This is a genomic window from Mangrovimonas sp. ST2L15 (assembly GCF_001280515.1).
Taxonomy (GTDB): domain Bacteria; phylum Bacteroidota; class Bacteroidia; order Flavobacteriales; family Flavobacteriaceae; genus Mangrovimonas; species Mangrovimonas futianensis.
In genome coordinates this window covers 105257-126672 of record NZ_LBIQ01000030.1, presented here as the reverse complement: position 1 = coordinate 126672, position 21416 = coordinate 105257, and the positions used below count along the sequence as shown (strand labels likewise).

12 protein-coding genes are annotated in these 21416 nt (G+C 37.2%); 10 read left to right on the top strand and 2 right to left on the bottom strand.

Annotated features, from left to right (window positions below; translation table 11 throughout):
• Nucleotides 1-84 precede the first annotated feature (84 nt).
• The 10 genes from ZA07_RS04465 to ZA07_RS04420 all read left to right on the top strand — a co-directional run bounded on the left by ZA07_RS04465 (nucleotide 85) and on the right by ZA07_RS04420 (nucleotide 16647).
• On the top strand, nucleotides 85-1962 hold the full coding sequence (locus ZA07_RS04465) for a family 43 glycosylhydrolase (protein ID WP_369793526.1): 1878 nt from the start codon (nucleotides 85-87) through the stop codon (nucleotides 1960-1962).
• A 6-nt stretch (nucleotides 1963-1968) separates the two neighbouring features.
• A complete protein-coding gene (locus ZA07_RS04460) occupies nucleotides 1969-4191 on the top strand; it encodes a glycoside hydrolase family 3 N-terminal domain-containing protein (protein ID WP_053970534.1) in 2223 nt (740 codons plus the stop codon).
• 25 nt (nucleotides 4192-4216) lie between these two features.
• The gene (locus ZA07_RS04455; protein WP_082316513.1) at nucleotides 4217-6046 is read left to right on the top strand and encodes a T9SS type A sorting domain-containing protein; all 1830 of its coding nucleotides are present in this window, start codon (nucleotides 4217-4219) and stop codon (nucleotides 6044-6046) included.
• A 6-nt stretch (nucleotides 6047-6052) separates the two neighbouring features.
• The gene (locus ZA07_RS04450) at nucleotides 6053-6970 is read left to right on the top strand and encodes a T9SS type A sorting domain-containing protein (RefSeq protein ID WP_053970532.1); all 918 of its coding nucleotides are present in this window, start codon (nucleotides 6053-6055) and stop codon (nucleotides 6968-6970) included.
• 71 nt (nucleotides 6971-7041) lie between these two features.
• Nucleotides 7042-9603: a glycoside hydrolase family 2 gene (locus ZA07_RS04445; RefSeq protein ID WP_053970531.1), complete on the top strand. Its 2562-nt coding sequence runs from the start codon at nucleotides 7042-7044 to the stop codon at nucleotides 9601-9603.
• Nucleotides 9604-10488: an alpha/beta hydrolase gene (locus ZA07_RS04440; RefSeq protein ID WP_053970530.1), complete on the top strand. Its 885-nt coding sequence runs from the start codon at nucleotides 9604-9606 to the stop codon at nucleotides 10486-10488.
• Nucleotides 10488-12179: a sulfatase gene (locus tag ZA07_RS04435; RefSeq protein ID WP_053970529.1), complete on the top strand. Its 1692-nt coding sequence runs from the start codon at nucleotides 10488-10490 to the stop codon at nucleotides 12177-12179. The genes ZA07_RS04440 and ZA07_RS04435 overlap by 1 nt, the downstream gene beginning before the upstream one ends.
• Entirely contained in the window at nucleotides 12176-13969 is a 1794-nt protein-coding gene (locus tag ZA07_RS04430) for a sulfatase-like hydrolase/transferase (RefSeq protein WP_082316512.1), read from the top strand. The genes ZA07_RS04435 and ZA07_RS04430 overlap by 4 nt, the downstream gene beginning before the upstream one ends.
• Before the next feature lie 3 nt (nucleotides 13970-13972).
• Nucleotides 13973-15817: a family 43 glycosylhydrolase gene (locus ZA07_RS04425; RefSeq protein WP_082316511.1), complete on the top strand. Its 1845-nt coding sequence runs from the start codon at nucleotides 13973-13975 to the stop codon at nucleotides 15815-15817.
• Between the two features lie 2 nt (nucleotides 15818-15819).
• Nucleotides 15820-16647: an endonuclease/exonuclease/phosphatase family protein gene (locus ZA07_RS04420; RefSeq protein WP_053970528.1), complete on the top strand. Its 828-nt coding sequence runs from the start codon at nucleotides 15820-15822 to the stop codon at nucleotides 16645-16647.
• Nucleotides 16648-16700: 53 nt separating this feature from the next.
• Here the strand turns inward: ZA07_RS04420 and ZA07_RS04415 are convergent, their stop codons facing one another.
• Together ZA07_RS04415 and ZA07_RS04410 are read right to left on the bottom strand one after the other, a co-directional pair.
• Nucleotides 16701-20186: an efflux RND transporter permease subunit gene (locus tag ZA07_RS04415; protein WP_053970527.1), complete on the bottom strand. Its 3486-nt coding sequence runs from the start codon at nucleotides 20184-20186 to the stop codon at nucleotides 16701-16703.
• 38 nt (nucleotides 20187-20224) lie between these two features.
• Nucleotides 20225-21400: an efflux RND transporter periplasmic adaptor subunit gene (locus ZA07_RS04410; RefSeq protein ID WP_053970526.1), complete on the bottom strand. Its 1176-nt coding sequence runs from the start codon at nucleotides 21398-21400 to the stop codon at nucleotides 20225-20227.
• Nucleotides 21401-21416: the final 16 nt, after the last annotated feature.

Sequence of the window (21416 nt, the reverse complement as noted above, 5' to 3'; positions counted from 1 at the left end):
CTGCATGAAGACTTTGTCATTGGTGTTTAAAGAAAATGTATAAGCATGAATAGGATCAAGTTTTTATTGTTTATTCTAATAGTAATGGGATCCATTCCAATTAAGTTGGTCTCTCAGACCAACGGGAAAACGGAGTGGTTTGATCCTAATATTCCTGCAACAACTTATTGTAACCCAATAAATATTGGCTACAATTATGTGACTGAAAATCATAATAATATTCCTGTGTCTCGCAGATCAAGCGCAGACCCTGTCATTATTACCTATAAAGGTGATTATTATTTATTTGCTACCAATCAAGCGGGATTTTTTTGGAGTAAAGATATGTCAGATTGGAATTTCGTTTATGGCAGTTTTCAAAGAAATCCTAGAGAAGATGACCAATGTGCTCCTGCGGCTTGGGTGGTGAATGATACGTTGTTTTACGTAGGTTCTACTTGGAAAAGAGATCACCCAATCTGGAAAACGGCCGATCCAAAATCTGGACGATGGACAAGACATGTTAATACAGCAATGCTTCCCACTTGGGATCCGGCTATTTTTCAGGATGATGATGGTAAAGTTTATATGTATTATGGTTCAAGCGGAAAATTGCCACTTGTGGGTGTTGAAGTAGATTATAATACGTGGCTGCCTAAAGGAGATCAAGCAGATTATGAAACCTTATATCAAGCGACCGAAGTTGATGATATTCAGAAACCATACGGGGAAATAAAGGAAGTTGTCGGTTTAGAGCCTTCAGAACATGGCTGGGAACGTTTTGGACCCAATAATGATATGGAACCTGCACCTTGGGGTAATTTTATTGAAGGTGCTTGGATGACTAAGCACAACGGTAAATATTATATGCAATATGGTGCTCCAGGAACTGAATTTAAGGGGTATGCCAACGGTGTTCATGTTGGAGATCATCCATTAGGACCGTTTGAGTATCAAAAACACAATCCCATGTCCTATAAGCCAGGGGGCTTTGTAGTTGGAGCAGGTCACGGAAATACTTTTGCAGATAACTACGGAAACTATTGGAATACAGGAACATGTAAAATATCAGTTAAAGATCGTTTTGAAAGAAGAATTGATATGTTTCCTGCTGGTTTTGATAAAGATGATGTGATGTATTCTGTTACGTCTTATGGTGATTTTCCAATTCTGCTTCCAACTGAAAGAAGAGATCATTCAGAGGGTGCTTCTTCAGGCTGGATGTTACTATCCTATAAAAAACCTGTGACCGTTTCTTCATTTGAAGCATGTCAGGATGTGGAGACAAACAGAATGGATCATGGAGGAGAAAAGGTTTATGAAAGAATCTGTTATGGAGCTTCAAATCTAACAGATGAAAACATACAAACCTACTGGTCAGCAAAAACAGCAGATAATGGTGAGTGGCTTCAGGTTGATTTGGGCAAAATCATGGAAATAAAGGCGCTTCAAATTAACTATGCAGACCATAAGGCAACGCAATTTAATAAAGCGATGGATATCTATTACCAATATCAAATATTCATGTCAAATGATGCTGAAAATTGGACTTTGGTAGTTGATAAATCTAGGAATGATAAAGATGTGCCACATGATTATGTGCAGCTAACAAAATCCAAACAAGCACGTTATATCAAGATGGTAAATATTCATAATGCTTCTGGATTATTTGCAGTGTCCGATTTTAGAGTTTTTGGAAAAGGGTTATCAGAGAAGCCAAAATCAGTTTCTGGTTTTAAGGTTGATAGAAGCCAGCAAGATTCGCGAAATGCTATGATTACTTGGAAAAAGCAAGGACAAGCAATAGGGTATAACATCTATTATGGAATTGCTCCTGATAAGTTATATAACAGCATCATGGTTTATGAAGAGGATTTTTACGATTTCCGAGGTATGGATAAAGATACCGAGTATTTTTTCACTATCGAAGCTTTTAATGAAAGCGGCATTTCAGAACGAACCAAAATAATTAAAGCAAAATAGATTGATATGAATCAGCTTAAGCATACGACCTTTTTAATTTCTTTTCTGACAGGAATTATCTCTTGGTCCCAAAACTATGAGGCAAAAGTCGATTCCTTAATGAAGCTTATGACCCTTCAAGAAAAGATTGGTCAGACGGTAATGTATAGTGGAAGTTGGGATCAAACGGGGCCTATCGTAGGAACAGACAATGGTAGATACATCCGTGAAGGCAATTTGGGTGCAATGCTGAATGCATTTACGGTCAAAGGTACAAGAGACTTACAGAAAATCGCTATTGAAGAATCTAGACTTGGTATTCCGTTGTTGTTTGGTTATGATGTGATTCATGGTCACCGAACCATTTTTCCAATCAATTTAGGAATGTCATGTAGTTGGGATTTGAATATGGTTAAAGAAAGTTCGCGTATTGCAGCCGAAGAAGCCTCTGCAGAGGGCTTGCATTGGACCTTTGCACCCATGGTGGATATTTCTAGAGAACCACGCTGGGGGCGCATTTCAGAAGGTGCAGGTGAAGATGTGTACCTAGGTAGTCAAATAGCAAAAGCCTATGTTAAAGGATTTCAGGGTGACGACTTATCGCAGCCTAATACGATTTTGGCTTGTGCTAAACATTATGTAGCGTATGGAGCAGCTCAAGCAGGCCGCGATTATCACACAGTGAATATGGGTGAAAGGGAATTACGAAATGTGTATTTACCCCCTTTCAAGGCTACGGTAGATGCTGGAGTGGAAACGTTCATGTCTGCATTTAATGAGTTAAATGGGGTGCCGACTTCTGGGAATAAATTCACCTTACGAGATATCCTGCGTGATGAATGGAATTTTAATGGATTTGTGGTTTCAGATTATACATCTATTAATGAGCTAGTTCCTCACGGATTTGCCAAGGATAGTATTGACGCCGCTAGAATTGGTATGAATGCAGGAGTAGATATGGATATGGTGGGTAAATTGTACCATCATTTTTTAAAAGATCTTGTAGAGGAAGGTCAAATTCCTAAGCGTTATGTAGATGATGCTTGTAGAAGAATTCTATTAGCTAAATACAAATTGGGATTATTTGAAGATCCCTACAGATACATTAATGAAGAACGAGAAAACACTACTAAATATAAACCGGAGTTTTTAGCTAAAGCCAGAGAGATCGCAGCGGCATCTTCGGTATTACTACAAAACAATAGTGAAGCCTTACCGCTTTCAAAAAGCACAAATAAAATAGCTTTTATAGGACCCTTAGTCAAAGATGAATATGATATTCTAGGAAATTGGGCAGCCAAAGGTGATAGGCAGGGGAAGGCAGTCAGCGTCTTTGAGGGCGTTTCAGAATACCTCAAGTCCAATCAAATTTTGTATGCCAAGGGTTGTGATATTTTAAAGGATGATGAATCAGGTTTTGCTGAAGCTATTTCAGTTTCAAAACAAGCAGAAGAAATTGTTTTGGTAATGGGTGAAGGGCATCATATGAGTGGGGAAGCGGCTTCAAGAACCAACTTGAAAATTCCTGGATTACAACCTAAGCTTATTAAGAAAATTAGAGAAGCTAATCCTGATAAAAAAATCACCTTGGTGATCATGAATGGACGTCCATTAAATCTTTCTGAAGAAGTAGGATTGGTTGATGCCATATTAGAAGTTTGGTTTCCAGGTACCATGGGTGGTGCAGCAACTGCAGATTTATTATTTGGTAAAGTGAACCCCTCTGGTAAACTATCAGTGACATTCCCCAGGAATGTGGGGCAAGTGCCTATTTATTACAACATGAAAAATACAGGAAGGCCAATTCCTGAGACTAATCCTAAGGAAGATTATAAAAGTAATTATATAGATGTGCCAAATTCACCTTTATTCTCATTTGGATATGGTTTGAGTTACACTCAATTTACGTATTCGAATCTCACATTGTCTTCCAAGACCTTAAATGCTAATGGAACTTTGAAGGCTTCAATAACCATTACTAATTCAGGAAATATGGATGGGCATGAAATCGTGCAGTTATACATTCATGACAAAGTAGGAAGTGTTACCCGACCTGTGAAAGAATTAAAAGGTTTTGAAAAAATATTCTTGAAAAAGGGTGAAAGTAAAAAGGTTTCCTTTTCAATTTCTATTGAGGATTTGAAATTTTATAACAGCGACATGATTTTTGGTGTGGAACCGGGAGAATTTGAAATTGCTATTGCCCCAAACTCAGAATTTAAGTTCAATACGAGTTTTTATTTAGAATAAAGCACACAAATTAAATTTTATAATTATGAAGAGACTATTACTTTTTTTATTAATTATGATAGGCTATGTTGGTTTTGCTCAACAATATGCTTACATAGATTTTGGAGGTTCATCCAACACAACTTCTGGCAATTGGAATAACATAGTGGTTTCTTCACAGAACGAAGAAGGCCTTACAGCAAACTTGATAGATGATTCAGGTGCTGATATGGGAATCCTGTTTACGCTCACCGATTCTTTTGACCATATTAATTCCAACGGGACATCAAGCCCTAATGGGGCTTTGCCTTTTCCTTCTTCGGCATCAATGGATAGTTTCTTTGGGGAAACAGAATCGGGATTTAATGGTAATGTGAATCCGTCAGGCGGTTTTACATTGTCTAATTTGGATCCTGCCCTATATTATTCTTTTTCCGTTTTTAGCTCAAGATCAGGAGTGAGTGATAATCGTGAAACCTTGTATACTGTAGAAGGAGCAACTACAGATTCTCAAGCATTAAACCCAGCCAATAACACGACGAATACGGCCAATATTTTGAATATTCAACCTAACGGAAGTGGGGAGATTGTATTGACCGCAGAGCCGGGCCCAAATAACAATAATAGTTTCGGGTTTTATTATTTAGGGGCGGTACAGTTGATTGTTAGTGAAACACCAATATCAGATACCACTCCTGACCCAGAACTGGCTCTTAATTATCCTAATGGAGGTCATTTATGGGAAGTTGGAAAGACTGTGAGAGTTAAATGGACTAGTATATCAGTTCCTGATATGCTGATAGAATTTTCTTCAGATAATGGTGCCACATGGTCTACTATAGCAACTGCAGTAGGTTCAGCGCAACATTATGATATGGTAGTTCCTGATGAAATTTCAAATGAATGTTTGGTTCGAATTTCGGGAGAGGGTTTAACTGATACAAGTGAAAATGTTTTTGAAGTAATCCCTAATGAGGGAGAAGTTTATAGAATTATAGTGCTTGGTTCCTCAACAGCGGCCGGAACAGGTCCTTCCGATCTTAACAATGCATGGGTGTGGAGATATAACACCTATCTCACGGAAATGGATACCAGATTTGAGGTGGTTAATTTGGCATTAGGTGGATTTGCTACATACAATATTTTGCCAACTGGGACACCAATTCCTGCGGGAGTTAATAGAACCATCGATGTGGAACGAAACATATCAAAGGCTGTCGAACTGGAAGCAGGTGGAATTATTATCAATCTTCCATCAAATGACGCCGCTAGTGGCTACCCGGTAGCTGACCAATTGTATAACTATGGTCTGATAAGTGACGTGGCAGCAAATGCTAATATTCCACTTTGGGTAACGACACCACAACCAAGAGATTTTGGATCTAATACCACCAATTTAAATATTCAATTGGATATGATAGATGAGACATATACCATGTTTGGGGAAAATACGATTGACTTTTGGACTGATTTAGGAGAAGCTGATGGGAATGGCATTTTATCTGAATACGATTCTGGGGATGGAATTCATATGAATGATGATGCCCATTTTATTCTTTTTGAAAGAGTGTTAGGTAAGGGAGTGCATATTGCAGTCCAAAATGCTTTGAGTGTTGAAGAATTTTTATTTAGCACAGAATTTAAATTATTCCCTAATCCGGTGAGTGAAACCTGTACTGTAAGCAATAGCGAATTTGTGGGAAATCAAGCCAATATTCAAGTTTATGACCTTCTAGGCTCAAGAGTTTATGACGGTAACCATCAAATTTCAAATCATAAAATTTCTTGGTCTAGAGGGAATCTTGAAAATGGGGTGTATCTCATGACTATAACCAATAATGATAAGTCTTTAACCAAACGTCTAATTTTAAATTAATGAATTATGAAAAAAATTACATTTATTTTCGCTTTATTTTCTTGTATTTCCTTCGCTCAGGAATATACATACATTGATTTTGGTATTACAACGAATGAAACTGAGGGTAATTGGAACAACTTTTCAGTAGCAAATGCAGTAGATGCTGATGGGCTTTCAGGTGTTTTAATAGACTCAAATGGGGCTAGTACTGGAGTTACTTTAACCATTGATGATGCTTTTGATACGGTTAATACAGCAGGAAATCCTACCCCAGATGCTTCATTGCCGTTTCCTTCATCAGCAGCAGCAGATAGTTTTTTTGGTGAAACGTCTACCTTTAATGGAAGTTTAGAGGCTACAGGAGGTTTTACCCTAACTGGATTAGATCCCTCTTTTTATTACTCATTTTCGATTTTTGCTTCAAGAAATGGGGTGAGCGATAACAGGGAAACCCAATATACAGTTGCAGGTTCTACAACAGAAGTGGTTGCGTTGAACACTTCCAACAATACGGCAAATACAGCAGATGCTATGAACATTCAGCCAAACGGAAGTGGAGAAATAACTTTTACGGCAGAGCCTGGACCAAACAATGACAATAGTTTCGGGTTTTATTATTTAGGAGCTATTGAGATTATTAAATCTGATGCACCACTTTCTGTAAGCGATTTTAAATTAAAAAACATGTTGAGTTTCTATCCAAATCCAGTTGCTGATATTTTGGAGGTAAGAATGGATTTGAAAGAATCTTCTCAAGTTAAAATGGAAATTTATAATATAAACGGTAGTTTGGTTTCTAAACTTCTAGATGCACAGCAACCTGCAGGGAATTTCCAATTTACCTGGGATAGACATGATAATCAGCAAATCAGTTCAGGAGTTTATTTCCTTAGAATGCAAGTAAACGATAGCGAACAAACCACTAAATTGATATTGAAATAACTTAAATATTTATTATCAAATTTAAATTACCATCTGGCAAAAACGTTACAGCAAGCATCCTATTATTAGCGTTGTTTTGCTGTGATGTTTTCTTTTGCCAAACGCAAACCATAAACTCTGGCTGGCAATTTTCAGAGGATCACAATACTTGGGAAACCATTAATTTGCCCCACACATGGAATGTTGAAGATGCTTTTGATGATTACCCTGGTTATAGGAGAGGTCAAGGATATTATAAAAAACAAATTTATATTCCTGTAGAGGAAAAGGATCAAATTCAATTTCTAAAATTCAATGCCGTTAATCAAGAGGCTACCGTTTACGTAAATGGTACGTTAATTGGTAATCACAAAGGAGGATATACAGCATTTAATTTTAATATCACACCATTCATTAGATTTGGGGAATATAATCTTATTGAAGTTACAGTTGACAACTCTCATAATGAGAACATCCCACCTTTAAATGCCGATTTTACCTTTTATGGAGGGATTTGTCGGGAGGTTGAACTCATTTCTTTACCAAAGCAACATTTTAGTCTCAATGATTTTGCTTCGGAAGGGTTCTATGTCGATTATTATGAAGTTTCAAATGAAAAGGCTGGGGTTGAAGTTTCTTCTATATTAGATAATACCTCCAATACAAATTCTCAGGTATCTCTGTATATGGAATTATTGGATGCCAATGGTGAATTAGTAAAAAGCCGCACAGAATCTTTCAAATTACCGGCAGAATCATCCAATGAATTTAAAGTAAAATTGCCTTTGGTTTATCAACCAAGGCTGTGGTCGCCAGAGCAACCCTATTTATATGACCTTGTTCTAAAATTAAAAGATGCTCATGGGGAAGTGTTAGAAACAAAGCATTCTCATGTAGGTTTTAGATGGACATCTGTGGACCCTGATAAAGGATTCTTTTTAAATGGGAAGCCGATTAAATTAATAGGAGTCAATAGACATCAAGATTTTCAAGGTTTAGGTAATGCGGTTCCCATTGAACTTCAGGAAAAGGACATTTATCTCATTAAAAATATGGGAGGGAATGTTATACGGTTTGCTCATTACCCCCATCATCGGGATTTGTATAAGCTGTGTGATGAGCTGGGAATTTTAGTCTGGACTGAAATCCCCATCGTTAATAAAGTAACAGACTCTCCTGAGTTTTTTGATGTTTGTATCAACATGCAAAAGGAGCATATTAAACAATATTATAATTATCCTTCGGTGGTGATGTTTGGGTATATGAATGAAATTTTCATTCGTATGGTGTTTGATAAATACACTGAAGAAGAACGAACTGCACTCAAATCAACCACACTTAAATTAGCCAATCAATTGGAGAATTTGACCCGTGAGTTGGCGCCAAATAGATTAACCGTTATGGCTTGCCATTTAAATGAAATCTATAATGAAACAGGCATTGCAGATCTACCAATGGTTTTAGGTTGGAACCTGTATTTTGGGTGGTACGATGCTGAGATAAAGGACTTAGGTTCATTTTTAGATGAACAGCACCAACGGTTTCCAAAACGTTCCATGTTACTTTCTGAATACGGTCCTGGAGCCGATGTTCGCATTTTTACAAAAACCCCAAAAAAGTTTGATTTCTCAACAGATTACCAATTTAAGTTGCATCAATCTTATGTAGAACAGATTCAGGAACGACCTTTTATGACAGGAATGACAGCGTGGAATTTTGCAGATTTTGGTTCAGAATTTCGAGGAGACGCCATACCGCACGTCAATCAAAAAGGAATAGTGCAATACGATAGAACTCCAAAGGATATTTATTTCTGGTATAAATCAGTTTTAGATAAAAGAGAACCTTTTGTATATGTCGTAACAAATTTCTTGTCGGGACTAACCTTGTTTCAAGATGAAACTTATCCTATTCAGGTGTATTCAAATCAACCTAAAGGGATGGTTTATGTAAATGGAATAAACTTGGGTGAAATTTCATTTGAAAATGGGGCAGCAAGCGTGGAAGTTCCTTTTCGAGATGGTGAAAACATATTGAGGTTAGAGGCCGGTAATTCTTCTGTAGAAAAAGTGGTTTCAGTTAATAAATTAGAGACCTTAGATTTTAAAAACTTTGACCAGTTTGGGATTAATGTTGGGGGACATTTTTATTTTCATGATCAAGAACGAAATCTCACATTTGTACCAGACCAGACATATCAAACCCCAGGATTTGGTTATCTAAGTGGAGCCCCTTATGGTATGACCAAGGATAAAAATCAAGGCGTTCCGTTTAATGTTAGAAACACTACATCAGACCCCTTGTTTCAAACCATGTTAGAAGGATGTACCGATTATAAAGTAGATATACCTAGCGGTGAATATCAAGTAAGTTTATTTTTTGTTGAACCAAAAATGAAACCCACTCAAAACATTTATAATTTGACCCAATCTGCTGAGGTTGTTGAAGTAACAAACCGTCGCATATTTGATATATATCTTAATGGGTATTTGGTTCAGAAAAATGTCAACCTGGCTTCAGAATATCCAGAAAAATATGGAGTTAATATCATATCAAATATCCTTATTCCGAAGAATGAAGGTCTCAAGATCACTTTAAAACCAGTAGAAGGTAAACCCGTCCTAAGTGGCATTTTAATAAAAAAAATTAATTAAATGAGAGTTTTAACTATTGCACTTTTCTTATTTCTTGGTGTATATGCGACCGCACAAACCAAAACAACTTATACCTATTCTATTAAAGGAAAGGATACTTTAAAACTGGATGTTTATACTCCAGAGAATATTAAGGCAGGGGATAAACTACCTACATTGTTATGGATGCATGGGGGTGGATTTTCTGTGGGTTCTAGAGATTTTAAAGATGATGCAGAACTTTGCCAATATGCGGCACAGCATGGATATATCGGTATTTCTATTTCTTATAGATTACTTAGAAAAGGTACCAAAACAGGATTCGGTTGCGATTGTACAAAAGAGGATAAACTGGAGGTTTTTAAACAAGCAGCTATTGATTATTTAGATGCAGCAGCCTTTGTGGTTTCCAATTCTAATCGATTGCATGTCGACACCAAGCTCCTTATTGCCGGAGGTAGTAGTGCTGGAGCAGAGGGCACCTTGAACGCGGTGTTTATGAAAGAGCATTTTGCAGATGATTTAGAGAAATATAAGCAAGTTGAATTTGCTGGCATGTTTTCATGTGCTGGGGCTATTGTAAATGCTGAATACATAACAAAAGAGAATGCTATACCTAGTGTCTTTTACCATGGCACAGAAGATAACTTAGTGCCATTTGCATCGGCGCCACATCACTTTTGTGACCCAGAGAAGCCTGGTTATTTATTTCTAGATGGAGCAAAGGTGATTGTAGATAAGTTAGAAGACTTTGAAACCTCATATTATTTTAACATTGTTAAAGGAGGAAAGCATGAAATTTCACGAATTCCTTATGAGGAGTTGGATATGGTCTTCAAATTTTTTGAAAGAACGATTATTAATGATGAGGTTATTCAAACGACCATTATTAAAACTAAATCCTAATGAAACATATTTTATACCTAATTTGTTTAATACTTATAAGTCAAAGTTGTAAACAAAAAGAAGAAGAAAAGCCCGAGCAGGAAGACGCCAAAAGACCTAATATCGTTTACATTATGGCAGATGACCATGCCGAACAAGCCATCAGTGCATATGGTCATCCTATTGGACAGTTGGCTCCCACCCCAAATATTGACCGAATTGCAGATGAAGGCGTGTTGTTTAAAAATAATTTTTGTACCAATTCGTTGTGTGGACCAAGTAGAGCGGTAGTTTTAACAGGTAAGTTTAGCCACATTAATGGGTTTAGGATGAATGGAGAAAGTTTTGATGGAAGCCAACCGACCTTTCCAAAAATGCTTCAAAAAGAGGGTTATAAAACGGGGTTAGTAGGAAAATGGCACTTAAATGGATTACCGCAAGGATTTGACTACTGGAACATTCTTGAAGATCAAGGACACTATTACAATCCCACCTTTATCAAACAAGGAGAACAAGGTAAAACGGCTGATACTTTGGATATTCCTGGCTATGCAACAGACATTATTACCAATCAAGCCCTAGATTTTATGAAGGCTGCTAAGGATGGGGGACAACCGTTTATGCTAATGGTTCAACACAAAGCGCCTCATAGAAATTGGATGCCAGCTATTCGTCATTTGAACAAATACGATTCCATTAAGTTCCCTCTTCCAGATACTTATTTTACGAATCATGAGGGATCCTTGGGTTCTCAGGAACAACTTCAAACCATTTATAAGGACACCTATGAGGGCCATGATTTAAAATTAACTAAAGAAAAGGGAAACCCTGAATTGGCTTGGAATCCCTGGACTAATGATTTTGATAGAATGACTGTTGAGCAACGAAAAATTTGGGATTCAGCATATGCTGCCAAAAATGATGCGTTTCATGATGCTAATTTGTCTGGTAGGGAATTGGCAGAATATAAAGGACAGCGATTTTTACAAGAGTACTTGGCTACGATTGCTTCAGTTGATGAAGGTGTTGGGGAAATTTTGGATTATCTTAAAGAAAATGGGTTAGAGGAAAATACCATAGTGGTTTATACCACAGATCAAGGATTTTATTTAGGAGAGAAGGGGTGGTTTGATAAGCGCTACATGTATGAAGAATCTTTGGCAATGCCTTTGATGATGAAGTACCCTGGCCATATCAAAGCAGGTTCTGAAGTGACCGCTCTGACTCAAAATATAGATTTTGCCGAAACATTTTTGGATTATGCAGGGGCTCAAATTCCAAATGATATGCAAGGTAAATCCTTGAGGCCCTTAATGGAAAACACCATGGAAGATGAAGATTTTAGGGATGCCGTGTATTACCATTACTATGATTATCCAGCATTTCACATGGTGAAAAAGCATTATGGAGTAAGGACCAATCGCTATAAGCTCATGCATTTTTATGATGATATTGATACCTGGGAGTTATATGATTTAGAAGAAGACCCAAAGGAAATTCATAATCAGATTGATAATCCAGAGTATGATGCCATTGAAGCTGAATTAAGAAAAAGGCTGGCAGAACTTGAAGAGCAATATCAAGTCACAGAAAAAGAGTTGGAACAAGCTCCAAAGGAAAAAGTAGAGAGGGCTTACAAACAATTTGAAAAATTAAGAGGTCATACAGGCACAGCTTATGACCCTATTAAAGATAAAGATTATACGCCATGATCAAATTAGGGCTTTCAATTTTATACTGTATTAGTTTTTTTTTAGGAAGTAAACAGATAAAATTTGAAGAGAAATCAAAACCTAAAAATCCACCAAATGTCATCGTGATTTTTGTGGATGATATGGGTTATGGCGATCTGTCCAGTTATGGTCATCCAACCATAAGAACACCGCATTTAGACCAAATGGCTCATGAAGGTATGCGCTTCACTCAATTTTACGTGGCTGCACCGGTTTGCACACCAAGTCGCGCTGGGTTACTAACCGGAAGATATCCTGTTAGAACTGGTTTGGTTGAAGGTATTATGAAAGGTGGCGTGTTATTTCCAGATTCTGAAAACGGTTTAAAAGCCGAAGAAGTAACTATTGCCGAAGTTTTAAAACAAAAAGATTATGCGACTATGGCAGTTGGTAAATGGCATTTAGGACATTTGCCACAATACCTGCCAACTACTCAGGGATTTGACGAATATTATGGTATTCCGTATTCTAACGATATGGATTACATCGCCGAAAAGAACATTTTTAATGTGCCATTAATGCACAATGAAGATATTATTGAACGACCAGCAGAACAAACCACACTTACAAAACGATATACTGAAAAAGCTTTGGATTTCATTTCTGATAACAAAGACAAACCATTCTTTTTGTATTTAGCGCATAGTATGCCTCATATTCCGCTATTTGCCTCCAACGATTTTGAAGGCAAAAGCAAGCGAGGATTGTATGGCGATGTGGTTGAAGAATTGGATTGGAGCGTTGGGCAAATCCTTAAAAAACTAAAAGAATTAAAGCTTGAAAATACTTTGGTTATTTTCACAAGTGATAACGGTCCGTGGTTAATGCACAAAGAAAAGGGCGGTTCAGCAGGCTTACTAAAAGACGGAAAAGGAACCACTTGGGAAGGCGGTTACCGAGTACCAATGGTTGCGTGGTGGCCAACCCAAATACCAAAAGGCATTGTAAACGAAGACGTGACAAATACTTTGGATTTATTACCAACCATTGCCGCCTTAAGTGACACCAAATTACCCGAAACGCAATTAGACGGACAAAATATTTTATCATCACTAAAAGGTGAAAAAGCAGTTACAAATGATGCGTTTATGTTTTATCGTGGAAAAGAAGTTTTTGCAGTTAGGTCAGGGCAATGGAAAGCACATTTTATAACCCAAACGGCTTATCCTAGCGGACCAAAAAACGTTCATAATCCACCATTATTATTCAATTTGGAAAACGATCCATCTGAAAAATATAATGTTTCCGAAGCCCATCCTGATATCATTGAAAAAATAATTGGCTTAAAGAAAGCTCACGAAAAAACCGTAAAATCTTTTGAGCCCAAACCCAATATTGAAGCTGAGGATTTTATTGACAATGTAACCGTTTCTCACGGTTCGTTGAAAATTCAAAATATGCCTGTCGAAAGACATCTTTGGGGAAATGACCAACAGTTATGGTGGGTTGAGGCGCAATCTGGAGCAACACTTAAAATGCCTATTACCATTGAAGAATCCGGTTTGTATAAGCTTGATGGTTTTTTCACAAAAGCCAAAGATTATTCCATTATTCAGTTGTCTGTAAATGGCAAAAAAGTAGGCGAATTGGTTGATGGTTTTGCTGAAGGTGTTCAGCCAACTGGAGCTATTTCCTATGGTGAAGTCCAACTCAATAAAGGGATTAATAATTTTGAAATTGAAATTGTTGGAAAAGACTATAAATCTTCTGGATATTCTAATGGATATTTGGTTGGAATTGATGGATTTTCAATTGAAAAAATAAACTAAAAAATGAGATTACAACTATTGATATTATTGGTTTTAACGCTTTTTTCTTGTAAAGAAAAAGAGGAAAATAATGAATCTAAATCAGCTGAAACCAACAAAGAACAGCTTAAAAATACTTCAGAAACTTACATCAATCCGCTAGATATAGACTACACCTATATGGTCTATAATTCAAGTAGAAACATATCGTATCGCTCTGGTGCAGATCCAGCAGTTATCGAGTTTAAAGGCGAATATTATATGTTCGTAACACGTTCGTTTGGGTATTGGCATTCCACAGATTTAGTCAACTGGAAATTCATAAAACCGCAACAATGGTTTTTTGAAGGCAGCAACGCGCCAACAGCTTTTAACTATAAAGATTCCTTAGTGTATTTTGCTGGTGATCCGGCAGGTTACGGAAGTATCTTGTACACCGATGATCCTAAAAAAGGTTTGTGGACACCAACCTCTTCCATTTCAAATAACATTCAAGATTCCGAATTATTCATAGATGATGATGGAAAAGCATATTTGTATTGGGGTTCATCAAATGTGCACCCCATTCAGGTGAAAATGCTGAATCGAGATGATCGTTTTTTAGAAACAGGAGTCAGGAAAGAATTAATCAACTTAGTTGAAGATGAACATGGCTGGGAGCGATTTGGAGAAAATAATTTTCATCCTACTTTAAAAGAAGGTTATATGGAAGGAGCTTCCATGACCAAACACAACGGAAAATACTATTTACAATTTGCAGCTCCTGGAACCCAGTTTAATGTGTATGCTGATGGAGTTTATGTGGGTGAAACACCACTAGGGCCATTTACATACATGAAAAACAACCCTATGAGTTTCAAACCGGGAGGTTTTACTAATGGGGCGGGACACGGTATTACCGTAAAACAAACCAATGGACAATATTGGCATTTTGCAACGATGGCCTTGGCTTCAAATTCACAATGGGAGCGCCGTTTATGTATGTTTCCTACCTTTTTTGATACCGATGGTTTGATGTACTCTAATACGTCCTATGGCGATTATCCTAGATATGCCCCCAGTCATCCTACAAAAGCAGGAGAGCATAACGGATGGATGTTACTTTCTTATAAAGGGGATGCTACGGTTTCCTCCTCCTTAAAACAAATCATGAAATTTACTTCGAATGATGATGAAGTAAAGGTTACAGAATTACCTGTAGAAACTAATGCTAAGGGAGAAATAATTTCTAAAGTCTTTACGGATGAAAATCCAAAGACGTTTTGGGTGTCTGAAGCTAATGACGATAAACAATGGATTAAAATTGAAATGGTAAACCCTGGAAAAGTTCACGCTTTCCAACTTAATTTTCACGATTACGAGACAGGTATCTATACCCGTACGGAAGGGTTGAAACATCAATTTGTAATAGAGGTGTCAGAGGATGGTGAGCAATGGCAAACGGTGGTTGATAGAAGTCAAAGTGACATTGATGCTCCAAATGCATACATCGTACTGGATGACCCCGTACAGGCCAAGTTTGTTCGTTATAAAAATATTAAAGTACCGGGAGCCAATTTTGCCATGTCAGAATTTCGAGTTTTTGGTTTGGGTCTTGGTGAAAAACCCAAAAAGGTTGAAGGATTTAATATTGAGCGTGAAAAAGATAGAAGGGATGCAACTTTTAAATGGAATGCGGTAAATGGAGCACAAGGATATAATATTCGTTGGGGAATTGCTCCAGATAAATTGTACCAGTCATGGCTGGTTTATGATACCAATGAACATTTTATGCGTTGTTTAGATAGAGATACACCTTACTATTTTACCATTGAAGCTTTTAATGAAAACGGTATTTCAGACAAGAGTGAAATTATACTAGTTGAGTAATCATGAAAAAAATAGTTACTGGAATTTTTATGTTATTGGTTGTTCTTGCGCAATCGCAAGAATTAAAAGTAATGACTTATAATATTAAGCTGGATTACCCTAAGGAAGGTGAAAATAGCTGGACCAACCGAAAGCCATTTTTTATAAATCAAATAAAATTTCATGAGCCAGACGTGATGGGAGTTCAAGAAGCGATGCCTAATCAGATGAAAGATATGTCTCTTTTATTACCAGAATATGCCTCATTGGGAGTTGGTAGGGACGATGGTAAGGATGAAGGGGAATACTCGGCTATTTTTTATAAAAAGAAGAAATTTAAAGTACTGGAATCTTCTACCTTCTGGTTGTCTGAAACTCCCGAAAAAGTTGGTATGGGTTGGGATGCTGTTTGTAACCGTGTTTGTACTTATGCTTTGCTGCAAAATCAAGATACCGATGAGAAATTTTGGGTCTTCAATACCCATTTTGATCACGTTGGAAAGGAAGCTAGAAAAAATAGTGCCCTATTAATTATTGAAAAAATCCAAGAGCTAAACAAGGAACGTTTACCAGTAATCTTAACGGGTGATTTTAATATGGAGCCAGAACATGAAAGTATACAATATATTCTTCGGACTTTAAAGGATTCCAAAACCATTTCCAATATGGCTTTTGGGCCCACTGGGACCTTCAATGGGTTTCATTTCAATGAACCGGTCACAAGAAGAATTGATTTTATATTCGTAAGTGAAAACATCCAGGTAAACAAGTATGCCGTTTTGAGTGATAATTGGGATTTACACTATCCTTCTGATCATTTTCCTATAGTGGTAGAACTTCATTTAAACTAATAAAAAACGCTTCCATTTGGAAGCGTTTTTCTTTTCTTTAATTAAAATTAATTTTAGGAGGTTAAAGCTTCGGTATCCTTAACTCTATTTTTTAACCACATTTTGAATTTCGTAATTAGGAAAAACAAAATAGGAACAATGATCAAGGTCAAGAAGGTGGCTATAAACAGACCATAAATTACAGTCCAAGCCAATGGCCCCCAGAAGACTACATTATCTCCTCCAAAATAGATATTGGCGTCAAACTCTTTAAACAGGGTAAAGAAGTTGATGTTTAAACCTATGGCCAAAGGGATCAAGCCCAAAATGGTGGTTATCGCGGTTAGCAATACCGGTCTTAAACGTGCTTTCCCTGCTCTAACAATAGCTTCAAACAGGTCCTTTTCTTCAAGATATTCCTCATCGTCTAGATCCAATTCATTTTTCTTCCTGTCAATCAATAGTTGTGCATAATCCAAAAGAACCACCCCGTTGTTTACAACAATCCCAGCCAAGGAAATAATCCCCACCATTGTCATCATAATAACGAAGGCCTTTCCTGTAATTATGAGTCCACCAAATACCCCAATAAAACTTAGGAAGATAGCAATCATAATAATAGCTGGCTTGGAGATTGAATTGAATTGAAAGATTAGGATAAAGAAAATCAACATCAGTCCTGTGAAAAAGGCACTTACCAAGAAGGTCATTTGTTTTTTTTGCTCTTCAATTTGCCCTGTGTAATCAATTTTAATACTCTCAGGAAGTCCTTCATAGGATTTCATTTCATTTTGAATTTGAGATACTACAGCACCTGCATCTGTAAAACCAGGTGCTAAAGCAGAATACACGGTAACAACCCTTTTGGTGTCTTTGTGTTTAATGGCATTAAATCCAGAATTGTTCTCATAGGAAGCCACTGCAGAAACAGGAACTTCAATCAATTGTCCTTTATTGTTTCTGAATGTGATTCTTTGATTGAATAAGGCATTTAAATTATATCTGTTAGCCTCATTAAACCTCACATAAATATCAAAATCGTCCCCACCTTCTTTATAGATTCCTGCCTTGGAACCAAAAACGGAGTTTCGAAGTTGTTGACCTACTTGAGCGGCGCTTATACCCATTTCCCCTGCTTTTTCCCGATCTACAACAACACGCATGGTTGGTTTGTCCTTATTCACATCAATTTTAAGTTCATCAACTCCAGGGACATTTTTACTGTTGATGAATTCGCGCATTTGTTCTGCGGTGTTAATCAATTGATCGTAATCTTCACCTTGTAGCTCAATATTAATTGGAGATCCAGCTGGTGGACCAGCAGCATCCTTTTCTACGGATATTAGTACCCCTGGATAAATACCAGCTAATTCTTCCTGAACCTTTTGTCTTAGTAATTCACTGTCTTTTCCTCTTCGGTATTTAAACTCACGCATAGAGGCCGTAATCTTAGCCTTATGGGGCATTTCTGCTGCAGATCCACCGTCAGTTTGCGGGTTTCCAGCTCCTTCTCCCACTTGGGAAACAGCGCTTTCCACCATATAGTTATAGTCATCGTCAGTATATTCTTTATCATTCAAAACGGTATAAACACGTTTCTCTATTTCCTTGGTAATAGCATTTGTTTTTTCAATGGCTGTTCCTTCAGGATATTCGATATAAACAATAATTTGATTGGGCTTGTTGTCAGGGAAGAACTCCACTTTGGTTCTTTTTTGTTCTAGAGAAATTTTAAATCCAAAAATTGAAATAATTAACATTGCAAAGATTCCAATAGTCAAACCATAAGGTCTCCATCCCGAAAGCGCCCAACGCAATTGACCTTCATACCAGCGCTCGAGTTTAACTAGTGTCTTGGTTTGGAAATTGTTTGCCCATTTACGTAAAAAGATGCGGTACACCCATAACATAATCGCGGTAAAAACCATCAAACTTCCCAAGGCGCGGTAATCACCACCCACGACATAAACTATGATACCAAAAAAGGCAATAATCGAGGTCAATACAATGATACGCTTGAGAGGCATGTCTTTATCTTCAGTACTCATAAATTGGGATACTAGTACCGAATTAAAGAAAATAGCAACGAAAAGAGATGACCCAAGTACAATGGATAAGGTTTGCGGTAGGATAATCATAAATTCACCCATAATTCCTGGCCAAAGACCTAAGGGGATAAATGCTGCCACGGTCGTCGCTGTAGAAATGATAATAGGAAACGCAATTTCCCCTATTCCCATTTTGGCTGCTTTCTTACGGCTCATGCCTTCTTCATCCATTAGTCGGTATACGTTCTCAACAACTACAATACCATTGTCAACTAACATTCCTAGTCCCATAATGAGTCCAAAAAGCACCATGGTATTCAGCGTAATGTCAAAGAAATTTAGAATCATCAAAGACATGAACATAGACATAGGTATGGCAAAACCAACAAATACTGCGTTTTTAAATCCAAGAAAGAACATCAAAACGGTAACAACCAGAATCACCCCAAAGATGATGTTGTTTACTAGGTCATCTACTTGACCAATGGTAACAGATGATTGGTCGTTTGCGTAAGTGATTTTTAAATCCTGCGGAAATTCATTTTCAATAGCATCTTCTACAATCACTTTTATCTTATCAACGGCATCCACCATGTTTTTTCCAGCTCGTTTTTTCACGTCAAGCATCACCACAGGTTGTCCAAATTCACGTGCAAATGTGGTTTTATCTTCTTCTTGAAAAGAAACTTTAGCTACATCCTTTAAGTAAATGGCATGTCCGTCTTCAGACTTAACAACAAAATTGTTTAGTTGTGCAGGATTATCAATTTCTCCTAAAATACGGATGGTTCTCCGCTGTCCACTTACTATAAGATTTCCGGCAGACATGGTCGTATTTCCTCCATTTATAGCTCCAATGATATCATTGAAAGTAACTTGAGACGCCATCATTTTATAGATGTCTACAGCTACTTCAACTTCTTTTTCTTGAGCACCTCTAATGGCAACCTCTTTGATTTCCATAAGGTCTTCAATCTCATCTTGAAGAACTTCTCCGTATTCCTTCAGTTTCTCAATAGGATAATCCCCAGAGATATTGATATTTAAAATGGGCATCTCTTCAGACATGCTCAACTCAAACACATCTGGTTCTACTTTGGCCTCATTAAATGTGGGCCAATCTTCACTGGATTTTTTGGTGTCAATTTTATCTTTAACCTTTTGTTTGGCTTGTTCTACGGTTAAGTGCTCATCAAATTCCACTACAATCATGGAGTAATCTTCCTGAGAGGTTGAGGTTATTTCAACCACATTACTCACCGTGTTCAGCTCATCTTCAAGAGGGTCTGTGACCAATTTTTCAATGTCCTCAGCCGTATTTCCAGGAAATATGGTGCTGACATAAATTTTGGTTTCATTTACCTCAGGAAAGTTTTCTCTTGGCATCTCAAAAAAGGCGGAAATACCTAAGTAAAAGAAAACCAAAATGAGGACATAAATGGTGGTCTTGTTGTTAATGGCCCAAGAAGACCATTTAAATTCTTTATCGACTTGTTTTTTATTTTTGGTCATTGGTTTCTAGTTTGGATCAATGAATAGCTGTAACAAGGTTATTTAACCTCAATGATTTTTACAGGTTGCCCGTCTTTAACACTTCTGGCACCTTCCATGATTATTTCTTCTCCATCTGTAATTCCATCAAGTACTTCAACAATGTCCCCCTGGTTTCTACCTGTTTTAATAATGGTTTTTTGGGCTTTTCCTTCATTTTCACCTTGTTTATCCTTAACTGTATAGATAAATTGTTCGCCTTGGGCATTCTCAGAAATAATACTCTGAGGAATCAATAGGGCTTTTTCACTGGTGTAATCATTGATCTTCAGTTTGGCCGTTAAGTTTGGCTTAATAGATTTATCATCATTTGGAATGGCTACTTCCACTTTGAAGGTGCGGTTTGCCGGATTGATATAATCACCCACTTGTCTGATTTCGGTATCTATTTGTTTTCCTAGAATTGGGAAATCAACGATTACCGATTTCCCTTTTTTGATATCTGTCAAATAGCTTTCAGGCACATCGGTCTCTATATACATATCGCTTAAATTCACCAATCTGAATAGGGGAGACATGCCTACCGAAACCACATTGCCCTGTTCTGTAATAACATCGTCAATGGTTCCAGAAAAAGGAGCTGTCACCGTAGTTTTTCCGATTTGTTGTTTTAATTGATTGACTGCTTCAGCTTGTGTTTCATAATTTGATTTGGCTTGAAGGTATTGCATTTCGCTACCAATATTTTGCTCCCAAAGTCTTTTTTGGCGATCAAATGTGGTTTTAGCCAAATCTTCTTGAATCTTAAGTTGGGCCAATTGCTGGCTTAATCCACCGTCATCAATCTTGGCGAGAATTTGACCTTTGTTTACTTTTTGCCCCTCTTTTACAAAAACTTGAGTTAGGATTCCATTATATTCAGGGTAAATGGTAATTAAGTTTTTGGTGGTAACATTTCCTTGTATTTCTAAGTAATGCACAAATTCTTCAGTATTCACCTTGATGGTAGTAATCAAAGGAGCATGCTTAACGGTATCCAGCTTAGAGATTTCTGCATCAATAAGCTTAAGCTGGTCGGCAATCTCCTGTTGCTTTGCAACAATTTCAGTCCTTTTATTTCTAAGTAATTCAATATTTTTTGACTCTAAGACATTCTCTACGGAATTCTTCTTCTTTTCTCCTCCACAAGAGGTAAGAATAAGGACAGTGGCCAAAAGGATGTATATCTTTTTCATGATAAGGATTTTCAAA